At 66.2% G+C, this 22,358-nt stretch carries 23 protein-coding genes and 1 pseudogene; 15 read left to right on the top strand and 9 right to left on the bottom strand.

Annotation, left to right across the window (positions count from 1 at the left end; translation table 11 throughout):
* Positions 1-98: 98 nt before the first annotated feature.
* From ACV7NQ_RS05655 to ACV7NQ_RS05620, 8 genes are all read left to right on the top strand, one after another.
* Positions 99-356 carry a hypothetical protein gene (locus ACV7NQ_RS05655; protein ID WP_463358640.1) on the top strand — a complete coding sequence of 86 codons (258 nt, stop codon included), beginning with the start codon at positions 99-101 and terminating at the stop codon, positions 354-356.
* Positions 356-1,333 (top strand): FAD:protein FMN transferase, encoded by a 978-nt coding sequence (locus tag ACV7NQ_RS05650; RefSeq protein ID WP_463358639.1) that lies wholly within the window; start codon positions 356-358, stop codon positions 1,331-1,333. The genes ACV7NQ_RS05655 and ACV7NQ_RS05650 overlap by 1 nt, the downstream gene beginning before the upstream one ends.
* Before the next feature lie 3 nt (positions 1,334-1,336).
* Complete coding sequence (locus ACV7NQ_RS05645) at positions 1,337-1,906, top strand: ferric reductase-like transmembrane domain-containing protein (protein WP_463358638.1); 570 nt, start codon at positions 1,337-1,339, stop codon at positions 1,904-1,906.
* On the top strand, positions 1,903-3,174 hold the full coding sequence (locus tag ACV7NQ_RS05640; protein WP_463358637.1) for an NADH-ubiquinone oxidoreductase-F iron-sulfur binding region domain-containing protein: 1,272 nt from the start codon (positions 1,903-1,905) through the stop codon (positions 3,172-3,174). The genes ACV7NQ_RS05645 and ACV7NQ_RS05640 overlap by 4 nt, the downstream gene beginning before the upstream one ends.
* Positions 3,171-3,416 carry a ferredoxin gene (locus tag ACV7NQ_RS05635; RefSeq protein WP_463358636.1) on the top strand — a complete coding sequence of 82 codons (246 nt, stop codon included), beginning with the start codon at positions 3,171-3,173 and terminating at the stop codon, positions 3,414-3,416. The genes ACV7NQ_RS05640 and ACV7NQ_RS05635 overlap by 4 nt, the downstream gene beginning before the upstream one ends.
* Before the next feature lie 181 nt (positions 3,417-3,597).
* On the top strand, positions 3,598-3,861 hold the full coding sequence (locus tag ACV7NQ_RS05630) for a hypothetical protein (RefSeq protein ID WP_463358635.1): 264 nt from the start codon (positions 3,598-3,600) through the stop codon (positions 3,859-3,861).
* A 452-nt stretch (positions 3,862-4,313) separates the two neighbouring features.
* Positions 4,314-5,393 (top strand): alpha/beta hydrolase, encoded by a 1,080-nt coding sequence (locus ACV7NQ_RS05625; protein WP_463358634.1) that lies wholly within the window; start codon positions 4,314-4,316, stop codon positions 5,391-5,393.
* A gap of 94 nt (positions 5,394-5,487) precedes the next feature.
* Entirely contained in the window at positions 5,488-6,927 is a 1,440-nt protein-coding gene (locus tag ACV7NQ_RS05620) for an NF041680 family putative transposase (protein WP_463358523.1), read from the top strand.
* A 156-nt stretch (positions 6,928-7,083) separates the two neighbouring features.
* Here the strand turns inward: ACV7NQ_RS05620 and ACV7NQ_RS05615 are convergent, their stop codons facing one another.
* Positions 7,084-7,806 carry a hypothetical protein gene (locus ACV7NQ_RS05615; protein WP_463358633.1) on the bottom strand — a complete coding sequence of 241 codons (723 nt, stop codon included), beginning with the start codon at positions 7,804-7,806 and terminating at the stop codon, positions 7,084-7,086.
* Positions 7,807-8,280: 474 nt separating this feature from the next.
* On the opposite strand from ACV7NQ_RS05615, the gene ACV7NQ_RS05610 reads away from it, so the two are divergent.
* On the top strand, positions 8,281-8,514 hold the full coding sequence (locus tag ACV7NQ_RS05610) for a hypothetical protein (RefSeq protein ID WP_463358632.1): 234 nt from the start codon (positions 8,281-8,283) through the stop codon (positions 8,512-8,514).
* 404 nt (positions 8,515-8,918) lie between these two features.
* Here the strand turns inward: ACV7NQ_RS05610 and ACV7NQ_RS05605 are convergent, their stop codons facing one another.
* Together ACV7NQ_RS05605 and ACV7NQ_RS05600 are read right to left on the bottom strand one after the other, a co-directional pair.
* Entirely contained in the window at positions 8,919-9,146 is a 228-nt protein-coding gene (locus tag ACV7NQ_RS05605; RefSeq protein WP_463358631.1) for a hypothetical protein, read from the bottom strand.
* Between the two features lie 162 nt (positions 9,147-9,308).
* Positions 9,309-10,355, bottom strand: coding sequence for an aldo/keto reductase (locus tag ACV7NQ_RS05600; protein WP_463358630.1), 1,047 nt, complete (start codon positions 10,353-10,355; stop codon positions 9,309-9,311).
* Between the two features lie 74 nt (positions 10,356-10,429).
* Here ACV7NQ_RS05600 and ACV7NQ_RS05595 point away from each other — a divergent pair, with 74 nt between their 5' ends.
* A complete protein-coding gene (locus tag ACV7NQ_RS05595) occupies positions 10,430-10,966 on the top strand; it encodes a TetR/AcrR family transcriptional regulator (RefSeq protein WP_463358629.1) in 537 nt (178 codons plus the stop codon).
* 205 nt (positions 10,967-11,171) lie between these two features.
* Here the strand turns inward: ACV7NQ_RS05595 and ACV7NQ_RS05590 are convergent.
* Positions 11,172-11,743 (bottom strand): annotated as a pseudogene (locus ACV7NQ_RS05590) (Tn3 family transposase); the annotation flags it as partial.
* 27 nt (positions 11,744-11,770) lie between these two features.
* Here ACV7NQ_RS05590 and ACV7NQ_RS05585 point away from each other — a divergent pair.
* Positions 11,771-12,064: a helix-turn-helix domain-containing protein gene (locus ACV7NQ_RS05585; protein WP_463358628.1), complete on the top strand. Its 294-nt coding sequence runs from the start codon at positions 11,771-11,773 to the stop codon at positions 12,062-12,064.
* A gap of 128 nt (positions 12,065-12,192) precedes the next feature.
* Here ACV7NQ_RS05585 and ACV7NQ_RS05580 read toward each other — a convergent pair whose 3' ends face one another.
* The 4 genes from ACV7NQ_RS05580 to ACV7NQ_RS05565 all read right to left on the bottom strand — a co-directional run bounded on the left by ACV7NQ_RS05580 (position 12,193) and on the right by ACV7NQ_RS05565 (position 15,154).
* Entirely contained in the window at positions 12,193-12,885 is a 693-nt protein-coding gene (locus tag ACV7NQ_RS05580) for a class I SAM-dependent methyltransferase (RefSeq protein ID WP_463358627.1), read from the bottom strand.
* A gap of 12 nt (positions 12,886-12,897) precedes the next feature.
* Positions 12,898-13,074, bottom strand: a complete 177-nt coding sequence (locus ACV7NQ_RS05575) for a hypothetical protein (protein ID WP_463358626.1) — start codon at positions 13,072-13,074, stop codon at positions 12,898-12,900.
* A gap of 240 nt (positions 13,075-13,314) precedes the next feature.
* Entirely contained in the window at positions 13,315-14,298 is a 984-nt protein-coding gene (locus ACV7NQ_RS05570) for an aldo/keto reductase (protein ID WP_463358625.1), read from the bottom strand.
* A gap of 187 nt (positions 14,299-14,485) precedes the next feature.
* Positions 14,486-15,154 (bottom strand): GntR family transcriptional regulator, encoded by a 669-nt coding sequence (locus tag ACV7NQ_RS05565; protein WP_463358624.1) that lies wholly within the window; start codon positions 15,152-15,154, stop codon positions 14,486-14,488.
* Positions 15,155-15,585: 431 nt separating this feature from the next.
* Here ACV7NQ_RS05565 and ACV7NQ_RS05560 point away from each other — a divergent pair, with 431 nt between their 5' ends.
* The gene (locus tag ACV7NQ_RS05560) at positions 15,586-15,747 is read left to right on the top strand and encodes a CHAP domain-containing protein (RefSeq protein WP_463358623.1); all 162 of its coding nucleotides are present in this window, start codon (positions 15,586-15,588) and stop codon (positions 15,745-15,747) included.
* Between the two features lie 73 nt (positions 15,748-15,820).
* Here ACV7NQ_RS05560 and ACV7NQ_RS05555 read toward each other — a convergent pair whose 3' ends face one another.
* A complete protein-coding gene (locus tag ACV7NQ_RS05555) occupies positions 15,821-17,635 on the bottom strand; it encodes a sigma-54-dependent Fis family transcriptional regulator (RefSeq protein WP_463358622.1) in 1,815 nt (604 codons plus the stop codon).
* A 181-nt stretch (positions 17,636-17,816) separates the two neighbouring features.
* Here ACV7NQ_RS05555 and ACV7NQ_RS05550 point away from each other — a divergent pair, with 181 nt between their 5' ends.
* The 3 genes from ACV7NQ_RS05550 to ACV7NQ_RS05540 are packed head-to-tail and all read left to right on the top strand — an operon-like array spanning position 17,817 to position 22,344.
* A complete protein-coding gene (locus ACV7NQ_RS05550; protein ID WP_463358621.1) occupies positions 17,817-19,730 on the top strand; it encodes a hydantoinase/oxoprolinase family protein in 1,914 nt (637 codons plus the stop codon).
* 32 nt (positions 19,731-19,762) lie between these two features.
* Positions 19,763-20,191 carry an acetone carboxylase subunit gamma gene (locus ACV7NQ_RS05545; RefSeq protein WP_463358620.1) on the top strand — a complete coding sequence of 143 codons (429 nt, stop codon included), beginning with the start codon at positions 19,763-19,765 and terminating at the stop codon, positions 20,189-20,191.
* Positions 20,192-20,214: 23 nt separating this feature from the next.
* Positions 20,215-22,344 carry a hydantoinase/oxoprolinase family protein gene (locus tag ACV7NQ_RS05540; RefSeq protein WP_463358619.1) on the top strand — a complete coding sequence of 710 codons (2,130 nt, stop codon included), beginning with the start codon at positions 20,215-20,217 and terminating at the stop codon, positions 22,342-22,344.
* Positions 22,345-22,358 lie beyond the last annotated feature (14 nt).

Below are 22,358 nucleotides of genomic sequence, written 5' to 3'. Positions count from 1 at the left end.
TCTCAGAGCGTTCCAAGAGTACGTGCGCACCATGTTGTTTCAGCGCTCCCGCCGCGTCGGCGGGAGCGCCCCGACAGTCGACGAACAAGAGGTATGTCATGGCGTTTTCGCAACCCAGCCGCCGGGCCGGGCACTCCGCCACCGTGGCGATGGTGGCGCTGAGTGTGGCGGGCACGATCGGCGCGTCGGTGATGGCCTATGCCGACACCCATACCTCCTCCGCGCCGGCACCTGCGGCCACCACCGGCACCGGCTCGTCGGATTCACCCGGCTCCAACGGCGGAACATACGGTGGCACCGTGCCTCAGATCGGGTCCGGGACGGGCCGGTCGCACGCACGATCGAGCGGATCGTAATGCTCGCTCACCGTCGGGTCCGCACCGATCACAGCGCACACCGTCGACGTGGACGTGTCGCGGCCGTCGACTGGCCCGTGTGGAGCACCACGGCCCGGCTGGTCGTCACCGATCCAGACGCACTGCCGTCGGCCCGCGAACTGGTCTGCGAACACTTGGACGCGGTCGGCCGTGCCTGCAGCCGCTTTCGCAGCGACTCGGAGATCATCCAGCTGGCCGCACACGGCGGCCGACCGGTCGAGGTCACTGCGCTCTTCGCCGATTACCTGCGCGCCGCGCTCGCGGTCGCGAAGACCACCGACGGCGACGTCGACCCGACCGTAGGCGCCGTGCTGGTCGGCCTGGGCTACGACCGCGACTACACACTGATCGCTGGCACCGACATCGCCGAAACACTTGCGCCAGTGCGGGTTACGGTCACCCGGCGCGCCGACTGGTCGATGATCACCCTCGCGGATCGAATCGCGACGGTGCCCGACGGTGTACTGCTCGACCTCGGCGCCACTGCCAAGGCAGCCGCCGCCGACCGGTGCGCACACATGGTCGCGGACCAACTCGGTTGCGGTGTGCTGGTCGGTCTCGGCGGTGACATCGCCACCGCCGGACCAGCACCCGCGAACGGGTGGCAGATCGTGGTCCAAGACGGGCCTGCCGAACCGAGCTGCCAGATCCGGCTGCCGGGCGGGGCGGCCCTCGCCACCTCGAGCACGCTGCGGCGGCGGTGGTCCCACGGCGGCCGGCTCATGCACCACATCGTCGATCCGCACACCGGTACGGCGGCGGACACGGTGTGGCGCACCGTCTCGGTCGCCGCCGGGTCGTGCCTGGCGGCGAACGCGGCAAGCACCGCAAGCATCGTCCGAGGCCGAGGCGCTTTCGGATGGCTTCGCCGATCCGGACTGCCCGCCCGGCTCGTCGATCGCGACGGCCGGATCAGCACCCTGGGCAACTGGCCCACCGACCGGAACGGAGAGTAAGCGATGGGACAGACAGGCTTGGACCAGGCGCTGTGGGCGTTCGGCCGGGGCAGCGGGATCACGGCGCTCGCAGTGCTCACCGTGTCGGTAGTAGTCGGGATCGTCGCCCGCTCCGGGCGCACGTTCGTGTTACCGCGCGTCGGCCTCGCCGAATTGCACCGCGGCGTCGCGCTGATCGCGACCACGCTGGTCGCCATCCATGTGGCCAGCCTGCTTGCCGATCCACACTCCCAGCTGCGCCTGCTCGACGCCCTGGTGCCCTTCGCGGGGCGTTACCGTCCGCTGTGGGTGGGGCTGGGCACCGTCGCCCTCGACCTGCTCGCCGCGATCGTTATCTCCGCCCTGCTGCGCCACCGGCTCGGTCCTCGCGCGTTTCGCGTGGCCCACTGGGCCACCTACGCCCTGTGGCCGGTGGCGCTGACGCACGCGCTCGGTGCGGGCACTGACGTCACACACCTGTGGATGCTCGCCCTTTCCGCGGCATGCATCCTCGCCGTAGCTGCCGCCGTGACATGGCGGATCAGCCGCGACTTCGCCGAATTCGGGGAATCGCGGGAGAGGAGTTTTCAATGAGCGTGCACAGCGGCCGAACGGCCTACGCCCCCACCATCACCCGGCCTGCCCCGCCCGCCGGCGTGCACCGCCTGCTTGCCGCCACCGGCCCGGAGTTGGCCGCACACACCGCTTGCTATGGTCCGCTGCCGACGCTCACGAATCCCCGGGCACTCATCGACATGCTGGCCGCTGCTGGCCTGCGAGGCCACGGCGGCGCCGGATTCCCCACCGCACGCAAGATGACGGCCGCCGCTGCCGGCCGCCGACCGATCGTCATCGCCAACGGCGCCGAGGGCGAACCCGAAAGCAGCAAGGACGCGATACTGCTCACCCGTGCCCCGCACCTCGTGCTCGACGGCCTCACTGCCGCCGCGGACGCCATCGGCGCGCACGAGTGCCACCTCTATGCTCCAGAGCCGGCGCTGGAGTCGGTCCGCCGGGCGCTCTCCGAACGTCTCGCCGCCGGATACGACAGGCACCGCATCAAGCTCACTGCTGCTCCGGAGACCTTCCTCTCCGGCGAAAAATCCGCTGTCGTCAATCGCATCGCAGGGCGGCCGGCCCTACCCAGTGACCAGCTGGTGAGCATGGCGCACGCGGGACTACGTGGCCGCCCGACATTGGTGCATAACGTCGAGACCCTCGCGCACATAGCTTTGATTGCCCGCTACGGGCCACGCTGGTTCCGCACCCTCGGCACCGCCGACGAACCCGGCACCATGCTGGTCACCCTCGCAGGCACCGTAATCACGGGTGTCGTCGAAGTTCCCTTCGGCACCACACTGTTCAATCTGATCACCCGCGCAGGGCACACCGACCCTGCCACTGTGCGGGCGGTGCTGATCGGCGGATACCACGGCACATGGATCCCCGGCACAGCACTGCGGCAGGCAGCGCTGTCGACTGCGGCGCTGCGCCCACTGCACGCCACACCAGGCGCCGGATTCGTCCGAGTACTGCCACTGACCGACTGCGGACTCCGCGCGAGTGCCGACATCACCGCCTACCTCGCCGCGCAAAGCGCGGGCCAGTGCGGCCCGTGCCGCAACGGCCTTCCTGAACTCGCCGACGCGCTCACCGCCATGGCATACGGGCACCGTGGCGATCCCGGTGAGATCGCACGGCTGGCCCACCTCGTCGACCGCCGCGGATCCTGCCACCACCCCGACGGCACCGCCCGCCTCGTACGCTCCACACTCACCGTTTTCGCCGACGACCTGCGGCTGCATCTGCGCGGTACCTGTCAGGCAGCCCTCGCAGCAGCCAGAACCCGGAGCCCGCGATGACCCACACCGAACCCAGCAGCCGCACTTGGCGATTGCACATCGACTGGACCCGATGCGACGGGCGCGGACTGTGCATCGAACTGCTACCGGAGCTCCTCGACCGCGACGACTGGGGCTACCCCCTCGCCCGCAACCACCCCAACGATCCCACCCCCAGCCCTCAACAAATCACCGCAGCGCGCAGCGCCGTCGCACTCTGCCCACGTTCAGCCCTCACCCTGATTCCTCCGCAGCACCGGTGATACAGGCAGGCCCCCCGCCGACACCGTTGGAAAACCCCAAGTCAGCACGGGACGCTCCGTGTGCTGAGAACGCGTGTGCAGTGTGCTGAGAATTTACTGAACTCCATTGTCTTCGCATCGGTGTTCTGGAATGGTCCGTCACAGCAAGTATCGCGTCTTCAGAAAGGCTCCTGCTGTGAAAATGAAACTCGCCAGTACCTTGGCGGTAGTCGCCACCGCGGGTGCCGTATTCGTCGGGCCGCTCGCCGGATCGGCCACCGCCGCAGTGCCGGGTGCACAGTTCCCAGCCCATCAGGATGGCGACTGGGGCGGCTGGAATCGCCCGGGGTGGCACGACCCGCGCGATCCCTTCCGCAATGACTGGCACTGTGACCGGCACGGAGTGTGGCACAACGACGAACACGACCAGTGGGGCCACCCGGACGGCCACTGCCGTCCCTGGTGACAACCGGTCCTACCGCACGCCCCTGGTCGGGGCCTATATTCGCGAGAAATCCGGCGCTGAGGATTTACCGCACATAGCAGCCCTTTATCTGCGGTAATTCTTCAGCCGAGTTGGGGCGACGAACCCTTCACGCAGCAGCGACTCGGGAAACTACGCGCGGTAGTGCGGGTGGAGGTCCGGACGGGTCGGGTTCGGATGCTTCCGACGCCGGCGAGCGGTGTGCGTCCCGCCGATGCGGTCAAGGAGGTGTACCTCGCCACGATCAGCGCGGTGAACACCCGCGCGACCTACGCGGCGGCGCTGGATCGGTAGGTCGCGGATTTCGGCACCGACGCGAAACGTGGCGTCGCTCGGATCGCCACACCCAAGATCATCACAACTGCGCCAAAGCCTGCCGGGTTTCCCGCCGCTGGCAACGATCGCTCACGATGCCGACTTCTACGATGCGTGACGTGAGCATCATTTCCGTAGTCAAACCGCTTCGCAGCAGTCGACGCGTGGCATACGCTGTCGCCGTTGTCGCGGCTGTGGTCACACCGCTGTGCGCCGCACCACCGATTGCGAGCGCGCAGGCCACCGTCGACCACATCACACAGATCTCCGCCCAACGGGAAGAGATTTATGTCCAGTCTCCCGCGATGGAGCGGATTGTCCAACTCGACGTGCTGCTGCCGGTCAATCATGTGGTGTCCCGTCCCACCCTGTACCTGCTCGACGGAAACGGGGCATCCGACACCGAGGGTGAAAGCACCTGGTCCAAGCGCGGCGGCGCCGCGGGGTTCTTCGCCGACAAACCCATCAACGTGGTGATGCCGGTCGGCGGCGGCGGAAGCTACTACACCGACTGGGAGAAGGACGACCCCAAGCTCGGGCACAACAAGTGGGAAACTTTCCTCACCGCCGAGCTTCCCCCGTTGGTGGACAGCCTGTTGAAAGGCAACGGCGTCAACGCCATCGGCGGTGTGTCGATGGGCGCTCAGGCCGCCGCGACATTGACAGTGCGCAATCCTTCCCTGTACCGGGCGCTGGCCACCTTCAGCGGCTGCCTGTACTCCAGCAACCTCGGGCAATTCTCGGTGCGGCCGGTCGTCATCTCCGACGGCGGAAATCCAGACAACATGTGGGGACCCTCGGGCGACCCGGGGTGGAAGGCTCACGATCCGAGCGCACACCTCGACAAGCTGCGCGGCAAGCCGGTCTTCATCTACACCGGCACCGGCATGGCCGGCCCCGACGATCTCAACTTCGACCCCAGCTTCTCCTACCCGGTCACCCTGACCGAAGCGATCCTGATCGAGCAGGCCGCTCATGACTGCACCGTCACCGTGTTGGCGGCGATGGATCTGGTCGGCCTGCATCCGGCCGTCGACTGGGACCCGATCGGCACCCACTCGTGGCCGTATTGGAAGGCAGCGCTGCCGAATTCTTGGCCGACCCTGAGCTTGATTTTTAACCTCCGGGTCACTGCCCGCCGACCGTCCGGGTCGGTGTTGGAGCGGTTCGATCATCGAAACGTGTTGCTGCCGTGTTGATTTAGGGACGAATTTCGGCGTGTCGCCGTGACATGGAGCGGCCACCGCATCATCATCGTCGGGTTCCCGCTAAAGAGCCTGATGAGAAGTTGTGGTGGCCGTGCCTGTCAGTGTGCCCGAAGTATTTCGTCCGGTCGAGTCGGCGCGCCCGTCGGGACCGGAATCGCTTGCGGCGTTCCGCAATTCGTTCTATGAAAGCCTGACCGCGCGCGCCGACGCGCTGTTCGAACTCACCGACGCGGTGCTGTGCGACGACGGACCGGTCACCACGCTGGTCGGACTGTGTCTGACCGGGGAATATCGACGCGGCCACGGCGCCCTCTACGACGGTCTGAACGCCGGAAGTATCGACATCGCCCGGCTCCGGCGCGCGATCACCGCCACGACCACGGTCGGGCGAGACGACGAAGGTGCGATCATGCTGGCCGTCGATGCCAGTCCGTGGCTGCGTCCCGACGCGGCGACCAGCCCCGATCGATCGTTCTGCCATGTCTATGGCCGTGGCAGGGGGCAAGCGCAGATGATCCCGGGCTGGCTGTTCTCCTACGTCGCCGCGCTGGAGCCCGGCCGGACCTCTTGGACCACGATCCTCGACGCGATACGGCTGCACCCCGACGACGACGCGACCGAGGTCACCGCCGCCCAGATCCGGGAAGTCGTGCAACGCCTGCAAGCCGCCGACCTCCATGTTCCCGGCGACCCGCACATCAAGATCGTGTTCGATGCGGGCTACGACATCACATGCCTGGCATACGAGCTCGCGGATCTGCCCGTGGTCCTGATCGGGCGAATACGCTCCGACCGCGTCCTGGCCTTCCCCGCCGAACCCCGTGCGGGCAAGAGGGGCCGTCCCGCCAAGCACGGCCCCGACTTCGCGTTGTCCGACACCGGGACCCATCCCGAGCCCGCTGTCGTCACCACCACCGACACCGACCGCTACGGCGCCGTGCGTGCGACGGCATGGAACCGTCTGCACCCCAAACTCGCCCGCCGAGGATCCTGGGCCTACCACGACGGGGAACTGCCGATCATCGAGGGCGTCGTCATCGGGCTTCGGGTGGACCGGCTACCCGGCGACCGCAACCCGAAACCACTGTGGCTATGGTGTTCGCAACCCGACATCGCCGACCCCGCCATTATCGACCGAATCTGGCGAACCTTCCTGCGGCGCTTCGACATCGAGCACACCTTCCGGTTCCTGAAACAGACCCTCGGGTGGACCAAGCCGCGTATCCGCGACTCCGCCGCCGCCGACCGCTGGACCTGGCTCATCATCGCCGCACACACCCAACTCCGCCTCGCCCGAGGACTCACCGAAGACCTCCGCCACCCCTGGGAGAGAAAACCAACCAGCCCCAGCCGCCTCACCCCAGCCCGCGTCCGCAGGGGATTTCGCCACCTCCGCCCGACAACCGCTCTTCCGGCCCGCGCGCCGAAACCCTCACGGCCGGGTCCCGGACGCCCGCCCGGCGCAAAAAACATCCGACGCGCACCACACCAGGCGGTCGGTAAGACCACCACGGCTGCCAGTTAGAGGTTAAAAATCAAGCTGAGGGCCGGCCTGGGCGTGTAATCGCCTGAAGGGTTCCTTCGTTCACACGAAGGAACCCTTCAGCTCGCGTGCACCGGCAGCATGAGCGCGCCGAGGGCGCGAGGGCACACCCGCTGCTGCAGCGGCGGCGGCGGACAATCATGAGCCGGGGCGGGCGGCCTGATGGCGTGCCGCATCGTACTGCTCGAAATATGCTTCGCCCACGATGAACATTCCGCGTTGCGGCAGCCAGAAGTCACCCAACCTCGCCTGCTCGGCCAGCGGCCCCGGAGGACCGATATCGATTCCATCGATCCGTGCACCACTCTTCTCGACGGTCCACAGCATCCGCGGATTGGCCCGGAACCATTGACCGTTCGGGGAAGTGCCGCTAAGCCGCACCCGCCCGACGCCCAGCGCCGGACCAGCAACCCGCGACATGAGCGACAGGACGGCAGGGCGTCGCCACAAAGCCGCGGGCAGCATGCGACCGAGACCCGTCATCGCCGCCGTCGCCGCCGATCGTCCCAGCTCGAGATCCCACACGAGCCTGTCCTGCACCTCCACTGTGAACGCGGACGGACCCGTCCACGTCACCGAGATGTGTTCAACCCGTACGTCTTCGAGCGCCGAGCCGAAATAGCGGGCGCAGCTGGCCTCCGGGGAAACACTGCTGTAGATCACCCATTCGCCGGCCGGGTCTCGATGCCACACCGAGTCGTACCCTTCACCGACCGAGCTGGCAGGGAAATGCCGAAGCGCCAAGTAGTGGCCGCTGGCGAATGGCATCCCCATCAACCCGTAGCCGGAAAATCGCTCCTGATCCTCACCCGATGGGAGCGCTTTGTCGATTTCGGCGATCGATCGTGGGCTGTCGGTCATCGCCAGCCTCCTCGAGGAGTGGACCCGCACCGGTTATCTTACCGTGGGGCGAAGGGCGGCCGACTGACGCACAAACATCCTGCGATTCGATGTCATTCCGACGTGCCGGCGACCCCGACCACCGCCCGTTCCTCGGGTTGAGGGCTGCATGCGCTTCGGCACAGGCGATTACACGATCGTGGCCCGCGGCGATTACGCACTCACCACCCGCGTACGAAACCGAACATACATGGTGGTTGACAAGCTGGTAACGGGCGTGGGCTCCGCGTTGGGCGGCCTTGGCGACGGATACTGTTGTCCGCTGCGGTCACACCGTGCGTCCAGCGGTGGAGCAGATCACTGTCGCAGACACGGTGCCCTCAAAGTGCTCTCATAGTTTGCTGTGAAAACGCTGGCATGCCGCGTTCCGTCGGCATCGACCCGTATCGTTGGGCCCGGCGCCGATTCTGGCGCAGCAGCAATCGAGGAGTTCATATGACGAGAAAGATCCTGGCTGTCGTCTTCGCAGTCGCGGCCGCGGGCACTGTGGCCGCCGGAACGGCGAGCGCAGCAACGTCGCCGACCGTCGCATACGCGCACACAAACGTCGTCCGCGACCAGCCGCCGCGCGACCCGCCGCACGACCCGCACTGCACGCGCGACGGCAACTGGCACAACGACGAGCACGACGGCCCGGGCCACCCGGACAACCGCTGCTTCCGCTGGTGATCACGAGCGGATCTCCGCGTTGGGCGGGCTTGCCGGGACTAGCGACCTGCATCTGAGATTCGTTGAAGATATTTGCCGAGGGAATCGAGGATCTCCTCGGCGGTCTTGCGCCAGGTGGACCGTTCCTGGTCAGCCTTGGTGGGGGGATGGTGGCCTTTATACCGCGCCAATGCAGCCAGGCACGGTTTCCGCCGGAGCTGTAGGCCTTGCAGGCCAGCTCCGGAATCGTCGGCTACCACCTGCCGCGGGACAAGTTCAGCTCACCGATTCCACCCGCGCCCTGACAACGCATGCGATGACAGCCAGATTCGGGCAGATCACCCTCGTCGTCGGGCCGTCGCCCTGTCAATCGTCGCAACCGTTGTAGCGACGGCAGTGGTGCTCGAGGAGACCAGGCAGGTGCTTCAGGTGTAACTCGGATCGTTCTCTTCGCGAAAGCCCTCGACGGTGACCTGTATGACCTGTTCGAGTTGGGTCCGTATTTCGGTGGTGTCTACCGGGATCGCCTTGATGGTGCCTGCGCTGCGGACGGGATAGCGGCGAACTCGGATTCGACGGTGTTCGGAGCCGGCGCCCATCGTCCTTCCGCCCTTGACCTTGACCCCGGGGTCACGGTTTAGCGTCCCGAGCATGGAAAAGACGAACACCCTGCACGGCCGGGCGGTACTCATCACCGGGGGACGTGCTCGGGCGTCAGGCTCGCATCCACGCAGATGTTCGCTGGCGTTCCTTGCAATGTGCGCCCGTAGCAGTGGATGGGTCCGGAGAACGGCGAACCATAATTCGAGCGGTGATCAGATGGCGGGAACAGAGGGAGGTTCGAGCAGCGTGCGGTCGCCGTCGAAGCCGTGGCTCAGCGCGGCCGCGACGTCCTCGTGCGGGGTTCCCAGGCGTACCGCGCTGACCTCGTCCAGACGTTGGTAGTGCTGGTCGCTGAGTTCGAGGTGGAGAGACCTGAGGTATTCCTCCAGGTGCATCAGGGAGCGGGGGCCGACGATCGGGATCAATGCCGTCTGCGCGAGTGCGGCCCGGCGACGCAGCCAGGCCAGGGAGACCTGGACTGCGCTGGCGCCGACCTCGTCGGCGATCGCCAGGACGGCGTTAACGACGGCGGTGCGCTGTGCGGTGCCTTCGATCGCGTCGCCGCGAGCACTGAGCCGGCCCTGCCCGCCCTGTCGGTACTTGCCGGTGAGCAGCCCTCCGGCCAACGGGGAGTACAGGACCACGCCCAGACCGTGGGCCTGGGCCATTGGCAGCAGCTCCCGCTCGGCGGATCGTTCGGCCAGGCTGTATTCGGTCTGAATGCCGACCAGCGGGGCCAGACCGCGCAGGTCCGCCCGGACCGCGGCGCCGGCGACCCGCCAGGCTGGGAAGTTGGATAGCCCGCCGTGAAGGATCTTGCCGGAGCGGATCAGGTCGTCGAACCCGGCCAGGATCTCCTCGATCGGGGTCGTCCCGTCGGGAAAATGCGGCATGAAGACGTCTACGTAGTCGGTGTCCAGACGGCGCAGACTCGCCTCCAGAGAACGGACCATGACCTTGCGGCCGTTACCGGTGGTGCCGGGGCGGGGCCGGGCCTGCCTGGTCCCGCTGTACTTGGTGATCACCACGAAGTCGTCCCGTTGGCCACTGAGTAGCCCACCGAGCACGGTTTCGGCCTGTCCGTCCTGGTAGAGGTTGGACGTATCGAACGTGGTGCCGCCGGCGCCGACGAAGGCCTCGAAGATCTGCCGCGAGCCCTCGGGACCGGCGCCGGCGTCCGATGTGGCGAAGTTCGCCGTCCCCAGCGCGTACTCCGACATTCGCAGTCCGGTCAGTCGGCCGAAGGTCTGGTAGCGCATGGCGGCTCCTGAAAGCTGGTGTTGCGAGGTAGACTCCACGACAGTATCAAGAAAATCGAGGGGTCACTCTTTTTATGCCCAAGGTCAGTCAAGCGCACCTCGACGCCCGCCGTCAGCAGATCGTGGACGCCGCCCGCGCGCGGTTCGCCAGCCACGGCTTCGCCCACACGTCCATGGCCGACATCGTCACCGAGTCTGGGCTCTCCAACGGAGCCATCTACCGGTACTTCACCAGTAAGGACGAGATCGTCGTCGCCGTCTGCGAGCAGGCAGGCGAAGCTCTGCCGCAGGCGCTCACCGTCGAGGCCGTCGACGGTTTTCTCGAACACGTGCGCGCCCTGGCGCGTGAGACGGACCACGCTCGGCTGGTAGCCCAGATCTACGCCGAAGCAGCTGTGTCGCCGCCGCTGGCGGCCGTTGTCCAACAACAGCTCGCCGCCATGCGGGCTGCGGTCGCCGAGTTGGTGCCCGACCGCCGACGTCGGGATGCCGGACAGATCGCCGAAGCGTTTGTAGCGCTCTGCAGCAGTTACAACCAGCAGTTGGCCATCCGCGGCGACTTAGACCCCGCGCCCTTCACCGCAGCATTGATGGCGATCATCAAGGGATAGCCAAAGCTCGATGCATCATCGCCGCCCATGGCCAGAAGGCTAGCGACAGCGGAATCGCGTGAGAGCGGCAACGGCAAAAACGAGGAGCGCAGACCCGACAAGGTGTCGGAATCTCGGCACATCCAGTCCACGCGGCGACGTCGGGGCTCATCAGCAGGGCGAATCCTTAGCGTTCAATCTCGCAGCGATAGTCCCCGGACCCGGATTAGAACAGCGTGTCGCGGACCCGCAGCGGCCGGTAGCCGGTGGGGCCGAGCTGGGCGAGTTCGGCGTCGATGTCGACCTCGATCGCCCCGAAGAAGTTGATGTTCTCGCTGTGGCCGGGGAGATGTGCGCCAGCACCTCGTCGTCGATGCGCCGCCCCGTGCGGCGCATCTGCTCCACCGCGAGCCCGTAATACTCTGTGGTCCAAGCGATTACCGCGTTCGCGGCGAAGGTCAGGCACCATGCCTGCTCGGTCTGGCCCTCCAGGTGCCTCGCGCGGATCATGCCCTCGTGGGCATACAGGAGGTCTCGGCGCAGGGCGTGCAGGGATTCGCCCTTGTTGAGCTGGCGGGCGATGCGCCGCCGATAGTCCGGATCCGACAGGTATTTCGCGGCGTAGATCGTGCGGCGTAGCGCCCCGTACTCCTTGAGCGCCGCAGCGAGGGCGTTCTGGCGGCCGGACGCGGACAGCTTGCCGACCAGCAGCGACGCGGTAGCGTGTCCGAACTTCAGCGACCCAGCCAGGCGCAGCAGGTCGTCGTAGTGCTCCGCGATGAGGTCCAGATTCAACTTGTAACCAGCGATGGCTGACCACAAGTCATGGACGACCTGCGGCGGGAACGAGTCGATCGTTCCGATTTCAACGCCGCCGAGTACAACGCCGGCCGCGAAGAGGCGCGACTAGCCATCGAGTTCGCCAATGCTATACGCGAACGTCGCTTGGAACTCGGACTGACGCAGACGCAGCTGGCCGAGCGTGCCGGACTACGCCAGCCGGATGTTTTGCGGCTCGAATCCGGTGGCGGCACGCCCACTATCGGCATGCTCGACAGGCTGGCTCACGCACTCGAGTTACGGTTTGTCGCCCGATTCGAGAAGAGCGACGCGGCCTGACAGGCCGCTTCCCGCGATGAGTCGATCGAGCTGGTGAAGCTCAGGGCAGACGGTAATGGGGGGAGCCCGGGCACTTCGATGTCTGACGATGCCTCCTGCCCGGGCAATGCAACCCCGCGATCGAGAGATCAGCCCAGATGGGCCGACAGCAGCCAAGCCGGAACCGACTTGCGGCCGTTGGGCTCGTCGCGTATGCCCTCGAACCGAAATCCCAGGTCCGCAGGCAAGTCCGCAGGCAGGTTGCCATGGATTCGCGCCGGCCTGATCTCATCGATCACCCAGTACTTCGACACCGCCTCACGAAGCTCGTCGGCGGTGACGGGCGATGGCCCCGGTTCGGGCACTTCGGGCAGGGCGGCCCGGTCGAACACCAGCGCGAAATACGACGCGCCGGGCGCGGCGGCGCGCACAATCGACTGCTGATAGCCCTCCCGCGACTCGACCGGGATCGAATGAAACAGCGTGCTGTCGACGATGGTGCCGAAGCGGCCGTCGTAGCCGGTGAAGGCGGTGATGTCGGCGACCTCGAAGGAGGCGTTGACCAGGCCGCGCCGGGTGGCCTCGGCGCGGGCCAGCTCGACCGCGGTCGGCGACAGATCCAGTCCCACGGTGGTGTAGCCCCGCTCGGCCAGATGCAGCGAGATCGCCGCCTCTCCGCATCCGACGTCGAGGACATCGCCATGGAATTTGCCCTGTTCGATCAGGGCAGCGAGTTCCGGCTGGGGTTCCCCGATGCTCCACGGCGGTTTGACGCCCGGCCCGAACGGGCCGCCTTTGCCTTGGTAGACGGCTTCGAATTCGAAATCATGTGGTGTAGTCATAACCCACGAATATCAGGGCACCTGATACATGTTTGGGACGTGGCCCGCGACGCGCTCGGCCTGCTCTACGAGTTCGGGGTTGCCCCACGCCCGCCGCTTGTAGTCGCCGTTGCGGCGGGCGCGTTCGCGCTGTTGTTTGGCGGTGCCGGTCCGTTTGGGGCGATGCCGGGCGGCGAGTTCGGGAAACATCCGCAGCACTACTGGGGTTTTCGCCCGCTGATGGTGGCGAGTTCGTCCGGGTCGATGGCGCCCATTCCGGCCGGGCTGTCCGCCCGGCTTACGGCCGGAACTGCGGCGTAACGGCTTCGGCGCGGGTTTGACGAACAGTCCCTGGTCACGATCAGCAAGCGGTCCCGCGCTTCGAGATCCATTGGCGCGGGACCGTTTTAGTACGGTGTCGACGTCACGGTTCGGGGACAGGTCCCCGGGTCAGCGACCCACGGCCCGGGAGAGATGCTCCGGGTAACGCGCGCCCGCGAAAGTGCCGGCGGGAGCGGTGGCATCGATGCGGGCGAGATCGTCGGCGGTCAGTGTGATGTCGACGGCTGCGACGTTTTCCTCGAGGTACGTCCGGCGCTTGGTGCCGGGGATGGGGACCACGTCCTCGCCCTGGCTCTGGACCCACGCCAGCGCCAATTGACCGGCGGTGATGCCCTTTTCGGTGGCCAGCTCGCGCAGGGCGGCGACGATGGCGAGGTTGCGGTCCAGGTTGTCCTCGGCGAACCGCGGCAGACGGCGGCGCATGTCGTCGGCAGGCAACTCGGCGGTGGATGTGATCGCTCCGGTCAGGAAGCCGCGACCGAGCGGAGAGAAGGGCACGATGCCGATACCCAGCGCGCGACAGGTCGGCAGCACCTCGGCCTCGATCTCCCGGGTCCACAGCGACCACTCGCTCTGCAACGCGGTCACCGGGTGCACGGCGTGCGCGCGGCGGATCGTCGCCGCCGATGCCTCGGAGATGCCGAGGTAGCGAACCTTGCCCGCGGCAACCAGTTCGGACAGGGCGCCCCAGGTCTCCTCGATGGGAACGTTCGGATCCACACGATGCTGGTAGTAGAGGTCGATATGGTCGACACGGAGCCGGGCCAGCGACTCGTCGCAGCTCTGTTTGACGTAACCGGCGTCGCCGCGAGACTCCATGACACCGCCCTCGCCCCACACGATGCCGAACTTGGTCGCGAGCACCACCTGGTCGCGGCGATCGGCGATAGCACGCCCGACCAATCGCTCGTTGGTTTCGGGCCCATAGACGTTGGCGGTGTCGAGCATCGTCACGCCCAGGTCGAGCGCGCGGTGGATGGTCGCGATGGACTCGTCGTCGTTGTCGCGCACGCCGTAGGACTGGCTCATACCCATGCAGCCGAGCCCTTGTGCACCCACGGTCAGCTCGCCGAGTTTCCTGGTCGGGATCATGCGGGGATCTCCTCCTTCAGCACGCCGGACGCGGTGGTCTTGCGGCAGGTCCGGTAATGGTTACCGATATTCGAAGCTACGACCTGGAGTGCACTCCATGTCAAGTGGGACCCCGCTCCACATGTGCCGCCATACCTCGCGTGCCTGTCACTGCGGCCATCGGCGGACCTCCACGGGCCGGGTGCGCTCAGGCTGTCTCTTCCGCGCTGACGGACGCGGTCTCCGCGCCTCCAGGCTCGGCAGTCACCGGTCGTGCGGAGAGTACGAGAGACATGACGTGGTGGATGTGTTCGGTAAGTGCTCTGCTCGCTACATCGGGATTGCCGGCCCGGATGGCTTCCGCTACGGCGACGTGTTCCTGCGCGCAGGACACGGAGTCCCCTGAGGGCGCAACGTCGCGCTCACGCAAAGCGGAGGTGAGCACAAGCGAGTCCTCGATCGACTGCAACAAGATCACATTGCGGGTCGCGGCGGCGATCGCCTGGTGAAACTCCCTGTCGTACCGCCGGAATCCCTCGCCGTCCCGCTCCTTGGCGTGCTCGAGCGAGGCATGCGCCAACAACAGGATGCGCTCGTGTTCCTCGGTCGAGGCACGGTTTGCCGCGTAGCGACCGGCGACCCCTTCGATACCTGCCCGAAACTCGTACGCGTCGCGGATGGCTTTGACCGACGGCCGAACGACACGCAGCCCGCTCTGCGTCGCCTCCACCAGCCCGATGTGCCGCAGACGCAGTAATGCCTCGCGTACCGGCGTCTTGCTGACATTGAGTTGTGCAGCCACCGATGCCTCACTGATCCGGCTGCCCGGCGCGAGGGTCGCATTGACGATACTGTCCCGGATGGCCTCGAACACCATCGACGTGAGGTTCTCAGGCCGGGCAGGCAGAGCTCGAAGTTGGTTCGGCGACATAGCTCGTAGTGTATACCGCTGTCTGAGACACCAGCCCTCGGGGAACGGCGCGTTTTGGGCCTTACGTGTCTCCTAGAGGGCACTATTCAGAGTCGTCATATACCGTATCCTCCGACGCAAACCGATCGCAATATATGGTTTGAGCTGGTAAATACCGTAAGCAACCTAAGCTTAATCCCGCTTGGACGCCAGAAAGTGTCCACCTCAGCGAATCGCGGCGTATGGTATGCACCACAACTAGAACTGAGCGCTGAACTGGTTACGTTCGACGGTCACCGCGCGATCTCTGCGCATTCGTACACCATCGCAGAAGGGCACCCACGGTCAACTGGACCAACCAGAATTATGTGCCCAGCATCTGATCCGACGCCAAGAAGATGGGATTGGCGGCGAACGCGTCGAACGCTCAACTCGGCGACATGATCATCTTCGGCTGGGAGGGCGATGGGGCACCGGACCACGTCGGAATCGTGGAATCCGTCAACGGCAATGGCCCAAGGTTCCGTGAAGTTACAGTATGTCCCCATGATCGGCACTGACCCGAAGGGGGAATGTCCGATTGCCGGAAACCCCCGCGGTCATACTCGGACGGGGGGTCGAGACGGTGTCGTTCTATACGGTGGTGAGCCCGTATTGCTTGAGTTTGCGGTAGAGCGAAGACCGTGCCAGGCCGAGTGATTGTGCTGCCTTGAGCCGGTTTCCCTGGTTGTCGCGTAGCGCTGCGAGGATGGTGTCGCGCTCGGCTTCCTCGATTTGGGTGAGGCTTCGGCGCGAGGTGGTGGAGCAGTAGCCGGGGAGATCGCGTTCGGTGATGGTGCCGACAGGCTTGTGTTCCAGCGTCTCCCGCAGTGCGTCGCGGAGTTGGCGGATGTTCCCGGGCCAGGTGTATCGGGCGAGCAGGCGCATACCCTGCGGGGACACCGTGATGTCGCGGTGCGGGGCCAACTCACGCAGGATACGGGTCACGATGGCGGGGATGTCGGCGGCTCGGTGCCGTAGCGGCGGCACCGTGACGGTTGCCTGGAAGTCGGCGAGCACCGCGGCGAACGGGACGTCGGTCGGCAGCGTGGTTTGTGACAGGGTCACGACCACGGTGACCGCTTTCCCGGATTGCCCGATCAACGCGAGCGCGGTCCGCAGGTGGGCCGCTTGCCGGTCGTCGACATCGTCGCCGTGGTGGACGATGCAGAGGGTGGGATCCGTGACGGATTCGAGCCGTTGGTCGATTTCTGTTATCGACTCGTGGGATACCGCGGATGCCTCGACGATCAGCCGGTGGCCTGGTCCGTGCAAGGAAGCGTGAACTTCGGTGGCCAGGGTGGCTTTGCCGCTGCCGTCTTCTCCCATGATGAGGACGTGGTCACCGCGTTGGAATGCGGCGTCGATATCGGCGGCGGCAGCGCGCCAGGCCGGCGTGAGACTGTCGTAGACGGGTGTATCGGCCAGTTGTGGGCGCCCGGGGGAGGGGTGGCGCGTCGCCGGGGGTGTAGCAGGCATCCACCGCCCCGGCCGATCGATCTGGGCGGGGGTGATGACCAGGATGACGCCGACGGCCTCCGTGCCGACGGTGATGCGGGTGGCGTGGATGTGGACGCATTCGCCACCGGCCAGGACGATCTGGTCGCGAAACTCATCGCGGTGGGTGAGGATGAACCGGGCGTGGTCCTGCAGCATCAGCTGATCCGTCGGGTCGAGCAGTTGCTGAGCCTTCGCGTTGGCCATCACCATGTTCGCGCCGACGGCGAGGACGGCTTTGTTGGAGCGCGCGTCGACGCGGACGTAGGCGTCGAACAAGCCCTGCTGCGCCTGGCTGTGGTCCAGCATGAGTCCGCGTTCTATCTCCGCGGCCGCCGAGCGCACCAGTGAGTGCAATAGCGGGGTGGAATGCTCGGCAAGGCAAGAAATGTCGAGGACTCCCTGAACCCGGCCCGTGATCGGGTCTCGGACGGGGGCGCCTGCGCAGGCGAACGGTTGGACCGCGTCATTGAAATGCTCGGGTCCGACGATGTAGACAGAGGACCCGGATTCCAGCACAGTCCCGATGCCGTTGGTGCCCGCGGCGCCCTCATCCCATCCGAAACCACTGGTGAGCGAGACCTTTTCGAGCAGGATCCCGATGGTGCGGGCGGTGTCGGTTCGGCTGAGCACGCGCGCCTTGCTATCGGTGAGCGCGATGCTCAGCGGTAGGTCGTGGGTCTCCTCGGTGAGACGGTGGATGACCGGCTCGGCACAGCGGACCAACCGCGAGGCGATGTCGAGGTCGCTGTAGTAGGGCAGGACGAAGTCCTCATGGGAGACTCCGGCCGCTACGCTGCGCTGCCAGCTTGCTGCGATGACATCGGGGACAGTGGATGTCCGGGTCCCGGTGTTCAGAAAGTCGGCTCGTGCGGCAGCGATCTCCAGGCGACGATCTGCTGCGTTGTTCATGCGGGTGTCCTGGTTCGTCATCGAACAGCTGCGCCGTTTGTGGCCTGCATCTCCATTCTGTCAAACGGTGAGCAACCACACTGACTCAAATTGGGACACCTTCGTGTCCTGGGACACACCGCATTCTTCCGTAGCGCGAGCAGTTCGGCTCGCCACCGGAAGGCGGCATCCAGGAGTGAGCATGGATCACCTCATCAACATCGACAACGGCGGCACGCTGACCGACATCTGTGTCTGGAACGGTGCGGGGTACTCCTTCACAAAGACCCTGACCACGCCGTTCGACCTGTCGCAGTGCTTGTTCGACGGTCTGGGCAAGGCGTCCGTTCAGGTGTACGGCCACCACGACCTCGACCGACTGCTGCATAACACCGACCACATCCGCTACTCGACCACGCAGGGCACCAACGCGTTGGTCGAACGAAAGGGCCCCAAGATCGGGCTGGTCGTCGAGGACGAGGGCGTTGTCGCGGAGTTCCGCGCCGACCAGTCCTCCCGGGCGCTGTTCCACGACCTGATCGGTGACCGCACCGCGGTGGTCGATCCGTCGATGCCCGACGACGACTTCGCGTTCGAGTTGGTGCAGGCGGTGAACCGGCTGACCACCGACGGCGCCGAGCGCATCGTGGTCATCGGCGAGTCACCGCGGTCCGAACAGCAGATGCGCCGGGTCCTGCTGCGCAAGCTCCCGCGCCATCTCCTCGGATCGGTGCCGCTGCTCTACAGCTGGGACTTGGTCGCCGACCGAAGCCGGGATCGACGGGGCTGGTCGAGCATTCTCAACTCGTTCCTGCATCCGGTGATGGAGGGGTTCCTGTACCAGGCCCAGCACCGACTGCGCGACATGAAGATCACCAATCCGCTGCTGGTCTACCGCAACGACGGTGCGTCGTCGCGAGTGGCGAAGGCGGTGGCGTTGAAGACCTACTCTTCGGGCCCGCGCGGCGGCCTGGAGGGCACGCGCGCGCTGGCCGACAGCTACGGTCTGGCGCGGGTGCTGATGATGGATGTCGGCGGCACCACCACCGATGTCGGGATCGTCGAGAACGGTGCCATCTCCACCAGCCGCCGCGGCGCCGTCGAAGGCGTACCGATCTCGTTCCCCATGAGCAACGTGCACTCCAGCGGCATCGGGGGAAGTTCGGTCATCGCGGTCCACGGCGGCGAGATCATCGTCGGGCCGCGCAGCGTGGGTGCCGCCCCCGGCCCGGCCTGCTTCGGGCTGGGTGGCAAGGAAGCCACGATCACCGACGTCAACCTGCTGCTCGGCGTCCTGGACCCGGACACCTACTTGGACGGCCAGCTTCGCCTCGACGCCGACCGTGCGCGGGCGGTGATCACCGACACGATCGCCACCCCGCTGGGAGTCGGACTCGGGGAAGCCCTCATCCGTATGGAGCAGGCGTATTTCGCCGCGATCGCGGACTCGTTCGCGGCGTTGGCCGACGAGACCACCACGCTCGCCGCGTTCGGCGGTGCCGGCCCGATGAGCGCGGCAGGCGCGGCTCGCCTGGCAGGCGTGCGCGAGGTGCTGATTCCGCGGACCGCGGCGGTGTTCTCCGCGTTCGGCATCGGGTTCTCCGATATCGGCAAGACCTATGAGGTGCTCGTCGATGACGCGGGAACCGAGCAGGCCGCGGCCACCTACGACCAGGTGCTGGTGCGCGCCGAGCGAGACATGTTCCAGGAGGGCTACGACCTCGCCGACTGCACGCAGACCTGGCAACTGATCGTCGAGGACGAAACCGGCGAGCAGTCCTCGATGACGCCGTACAGGCGCGGCGACCGGATCGGCGCCGCGGGCAAGCAGGTTTCCCTGCGCCTGGACGTGGTCGCAGCCCTGCGCCACCCACGTCTGGACCCCGCGGCGGACCTGCCCGCGGTGACCGCCATCCCGAACGGGACCCGTGCGGTGCGCACCGCGGCCGATCAGGTCGACGACGTACCCGTCTTCGTCCTGTCCGAGCAGCAGCCGGGCGCACGCGCCGCCGGGCCGGGGATCGTCGAAGGTCCGTTCTTCACCGCCCGGGTGCCGCACGGCTGGCGCTTCGACGTCACCTCCCACGGCGACCTGCTGCTCACCGACATCAACTGACCCCGGTCCATCGACCGAAGAAAGGCATCATCATGCGAGTCCCCGTGACCGAATATCTGGTCATCGACTTGGACAGCGAACGCTGGGTGTGCCGGGTGTGTGAACACGACCTCGGCGACGCGCACGGCAACTACAAGCCGGGCACGCTGGTCTACGACCGCGATCCCCGCGAAATCCACCAGCCGATCATCGACCCGGAACGCTACGAGTTCACCTTCTCGCCAGATCCCGGCTACTGCCGCATTCTCGAGTACTACTGCCCGGGCTGCGCGACGCAGATCGAGACCGAATACGTGCCGCCGGGCCACCCGCCGACCGTCGACATGGTGTTCGACGTCGATGCGCTGCGTCGGCAGTGGCAAGCCCGTGGCGTCGATCCCGAGCTGGTCGCCAATTACGGGTCCGGCCCGGACGCCGAGAAGTACACCGCCGAGCTCAAGGCCGCAGGCCGGATTCGCTGACATCAGAACGGGACGACACGATCATGAAACGCATCTCCGTCGACATCGGCGGCACCTTCACCGACTGCTTCTTCGTCTGGGACGACACGTACGTGGAAGCGAAAGCCTTGACCACCCACCACAATCTGGCGCTCGGGTTCAACGAAGCGCTCGACCTGGCGTGCAAACGGGCCCAGCTCGACCGCGGCAGCGTACTCGCGGAAGTCGACTCGGTGCGCTACGCCACCACGCTCGGCACCAACGCGCTCATCGAGCGCAAGGGGCCCAAGATCGGCGCCATTGTCACCCATGGGTTCGAGGACACCATCCCGCTCTCCCGTGGCCGCGGCTATGGCGAAGGCTTGGACTACTCCTTGCAGCAGAACCTGACCTGTGCCGAGCGGCCCGAGCCGCTGGTGCCACGCAAATACATCCGGTCGGTCAAGGAACGGGTCAATTCCGCAGGTCGGATCGTCGCACCGCTGGATCCGCAGGACGTCCGCACCGTCGTGCGTCAGCTGGTCGATGTCGGTGTCGAGGCGCTGGTCGTCAGCCTGACCAATGCGACCGAGAACCCGGAACACGAGCTCGCCATCCAGGAGATCATCCTGGAAGAGTTCCCGGCCCATGAGCTCGGCGCCATCCCGGTGTTGCTGGGACATCAGGTGTCCGGTCGCAAGGGCGAGTACGTGCGCGCTACCTCGACCATTGTCGACGGCTTCCTGCACAAGATCATGTTCCATGCGCTGAGTCAGCTGTCGGACAACCTGCGCGAATCCGGGTACGACAAGCCGATGCTGGTCATCCACAACTCCGGCGGCATGGCGCAGATGAACTCCACCGACGCGCTGCAGACCATCCACTCCGGGCCCATCGCCGGTGTCGGAGCCGCCGAGCATCTGTCCCGGCAAACCGGGTTGGGGCATGTCATCTCCACCGACATGGGCGGCACATCGTTCGACATCGGCCTGGTGCCCGAGGGCGGGGTGAAGCACTACGACTTCATGCCGACCATCGATCGGTGGCTGGTGTCGGTACCGATGGTGCATCTGGACACCCTCGGCGCCGGCGGTGGATCGATCGCCAGCTTCGACCGCATCCACAATGCGATCAAGATCGGGCCCGAGTCCGCGGGATCCAACCCGGGACCCGCCTGTTATGACCGCGGCGGGCTCCAACCCACGGTGACCGATGCCGACCTGCTGCTGGGTTACCTCGACCCGGACAACTACGCCAACGGCTACATCCAGCTCAATCCCAAGCGCTCAGTGTTCGCCATCGAGGAGAACCTCTGCGACGAACTCGACATGGATTTGCTGGACGTAGCCAAGGAGATCAAGCGTGGCGTCGACGAACAGATGGCCATCGGTATCGGCAAGGAATTGCGGGTACGCGGCTACCTTCCCGAGGACTTCACCATGCTCGCCTACGGCGGCAACGGGCCGCTGCACGCCTGTGGCATCGCCGCGCAATCCGGCATCAAACGGGTCCTGGCTCCGCCGTTCTCCTCGGTGTTCTCCGCCTGCGGTGCGGGCAACATGAGCCAGCTGCACTTCCACGAGCGCGGCACCCATGCCGTCCTGTACAACGCCACCACCCGCACCCTCTACAGCGACTATGCCGAATTCAACGCCATTGTCGAGGAATTGGAAGCGCTGGGCCGCGAAGACCTTGTCCGCCAGGGCTTCTCACCCGATGACGTCGAGTACCGGCTCGAGATGGACATGCGCTACGGCAACCAGTTGGTCACCACGGCGGTCGTGGTGGACCTGCGTCGGATGCACCGTGTCGGCGATGTCCTGCACATGATCCGCACCTTCGCCGAGATTTATGACCAGCGCTACGGGCGCGGTTCGGCCGCCCCGGAGGCAGGCATCCGGGTCCAGACGGTCCGGGTCGCCTCCTACGTCGACGGTGACACGGTCCGATTCGATTCCCTCGATTCCGGCGACACTCCGCGCCGGGTGCCCGATCCGATCGACCACCGGCTCATCCATCTGGTCGACAACGCCGAACCCGTCGCGGCCGCCATCTACAACACCGACGCACTGACCAGCGAGCACGTCATCCCCGGTCCGGCGATCGTGACGACGGAGAACACCACGTTCCTCGTCGAGCCCGGATGGCGGCTGGAGCCGACTCCGCAGGGCGCCGTCTGGTTCCTACAGGACTGACCACCGACTCAGGA

The organism is Nocardia sp. Tas62D01 (genome assembly GCF_055232035.1).
Note: the sequence above shows the minus strand (reverse complement) of the source record. Positions and strands in the feature narration are given on the sequence as shown.

Excerpts from the sequence above, each read along its gene's own strand:
- ACV7NQ_RS05655 (WP_463358640.1), top strand. The coding sequence starts at position 99 with ATGGCGTTTTCGCAACCCAGCCGCCGGGCCGGGCACTCCGCCACCGTG.
- ACV7NQ_RS05650 (WP_463358639.1), top strand. The coding sequence starts at position 356 with ATGCTCGCTCACCGTCGGGTCCGCACCGATCACAGCGCACACCGTCGA.
- ACV7NQ_RS05645 (WP_463358638.1), top strand. The coding sequence starts at position 1,337 with ATGGGACAGACAGGCTTGGACCAGGCGCTGTGGGCGTTCGGCCGGGGC.
- ACV7NQ_RS05640 (WP_463358637.1), top strand. The coding sequence starts at position 1,903 with ATGAGCGTGCACAGCGGCCGAACGGCCTACGCCCCCACCATCACCCGG.
- ACV7NQ_RS05635 (WP_463358636.1), top strand. The coding sequence starts at position 3,171 with ATGACCCACACCGAACCCAGCAGCCGCACTTGGCGATTGCACATCGAC.
- ACV7NQ_RS05630 (WP_463358635.1), top strand. The coding sequence starts at position 3,598 with ATGAAACTCGCCAGTACCTTGGCGGTAGTCGCCACCGCGGGTGCCGTA.
- ACV7NQ_RS05615 (WP_463358633.1), bottom strand. The coding sequence starts at position 7,806 with ATGACCGACAGCCCACGATCGATCGCCGAAATCGACAAAGCGCTCCCA.
- ACV7NQ_RS05610 (WP_463358632.1), top strand. The coding sequence starts at position 8,281 with ATGACGAGAAAGATCCTGGCTGTCGTCTTCGCAGTCGCGGCCGCGGGC.
- ACV7NQ_RS05605 (WP_463358631.1), bottom strand. The coding sequence starts at position 9,146 with ATGCTCGGGACGCTAAACCGTGACCCCGGGGTCAAGGTCAAGGGCGGA.
- ACV7NQ_RS05600 (WP_463358630.1), bottom strand. The coding sequence starts at position 10,355 with ATGCGCTACCAGACCTTCGGCCGACTGACCGGACTGCGAATGTCGGAG.
- ACV7NQ_RS05595 (WP_463358629.1), top strand. The coding sequence starts at position 10,430 with ATGCCCAAGGTCAGTCAAGCGCACCTCGACGCCCGCCGTCAGCAGATC.
- ACV7NQ_RS05585 (WP_463358628.1), top strand. The coding sequence starts at position 11,771 with ATGGACGACCTGCGGCGGGAACGAGTCGATCGTTCCGATTTCAACGCC.
- ACV7NQ_RS05580 (WP_463358627.1), bottom strand. The coding sequence starts at position 12,885 with ATGACTACACCACATGATTTCGAATTCGAAGCCGTCTACCAAGGCAAA.
- ACV7NQ_RS05575 (WP_463358626.1), bottom strand. The coding sequence starts at position 13,074 with ATGTTTCCCGAACTCGCCGCCCGGCATCGCCCCAAACGGACCGGCACC.
- ACV7NQ_RS05570 (WP_463358625.1), bottom strand. The coding sequence starts at position 14,298 with ATGATCCCGACCAGGAAACTCGGCGAGCTGACCGTGGGTGCACAAGGG.
- ACV7NQ_RS05565 (WP_463358624.1), bottom strand. The coding sequence starts at position 15,154 with ATGGTGTTCGAGGCCATCCGGGACAGTATCGTCAATGCGACCCTCGCG.
- ACV7NQ_RS05560 (WP_463358623.1), top strand. The coding sequence starts at position 15,586 with ATGGGATTGGCGGCGAACGCGTCGAACGCTCAACTCGGCGACATGATC.
- ACV7NQ_RS05555 (WP_463358622.1), bottom strand. The coding sequence starts at position 17,635 with ATGAACAACGCAGCAGATCGTCGCCTGGAGATCGCTGCCGCACGAGCC.
- ACV7NQ_RS05550 (WP_463358621.1), top strand. The coding sequence starts at position 17,817 with ATGGATCACCTCATCAACATCGACAACGGCGGCACGCTGACCGACATC.
- ACV7NQ_RS05545 (WP_463358620.1), top strand. The coding sequence starts at position 19,763 with ATGCGAGTCCCCGTGACCGAATATCTGGTCATCGACTTGGACAGCGAA.
- ACV7NQ_RS05540 (WP_463358619.1), top strand. The coding sequence starts at position 20,215 with ATGAAACGCATCTCCGTCGACATCGGCGGCACCTTCACCGACTGCTTC.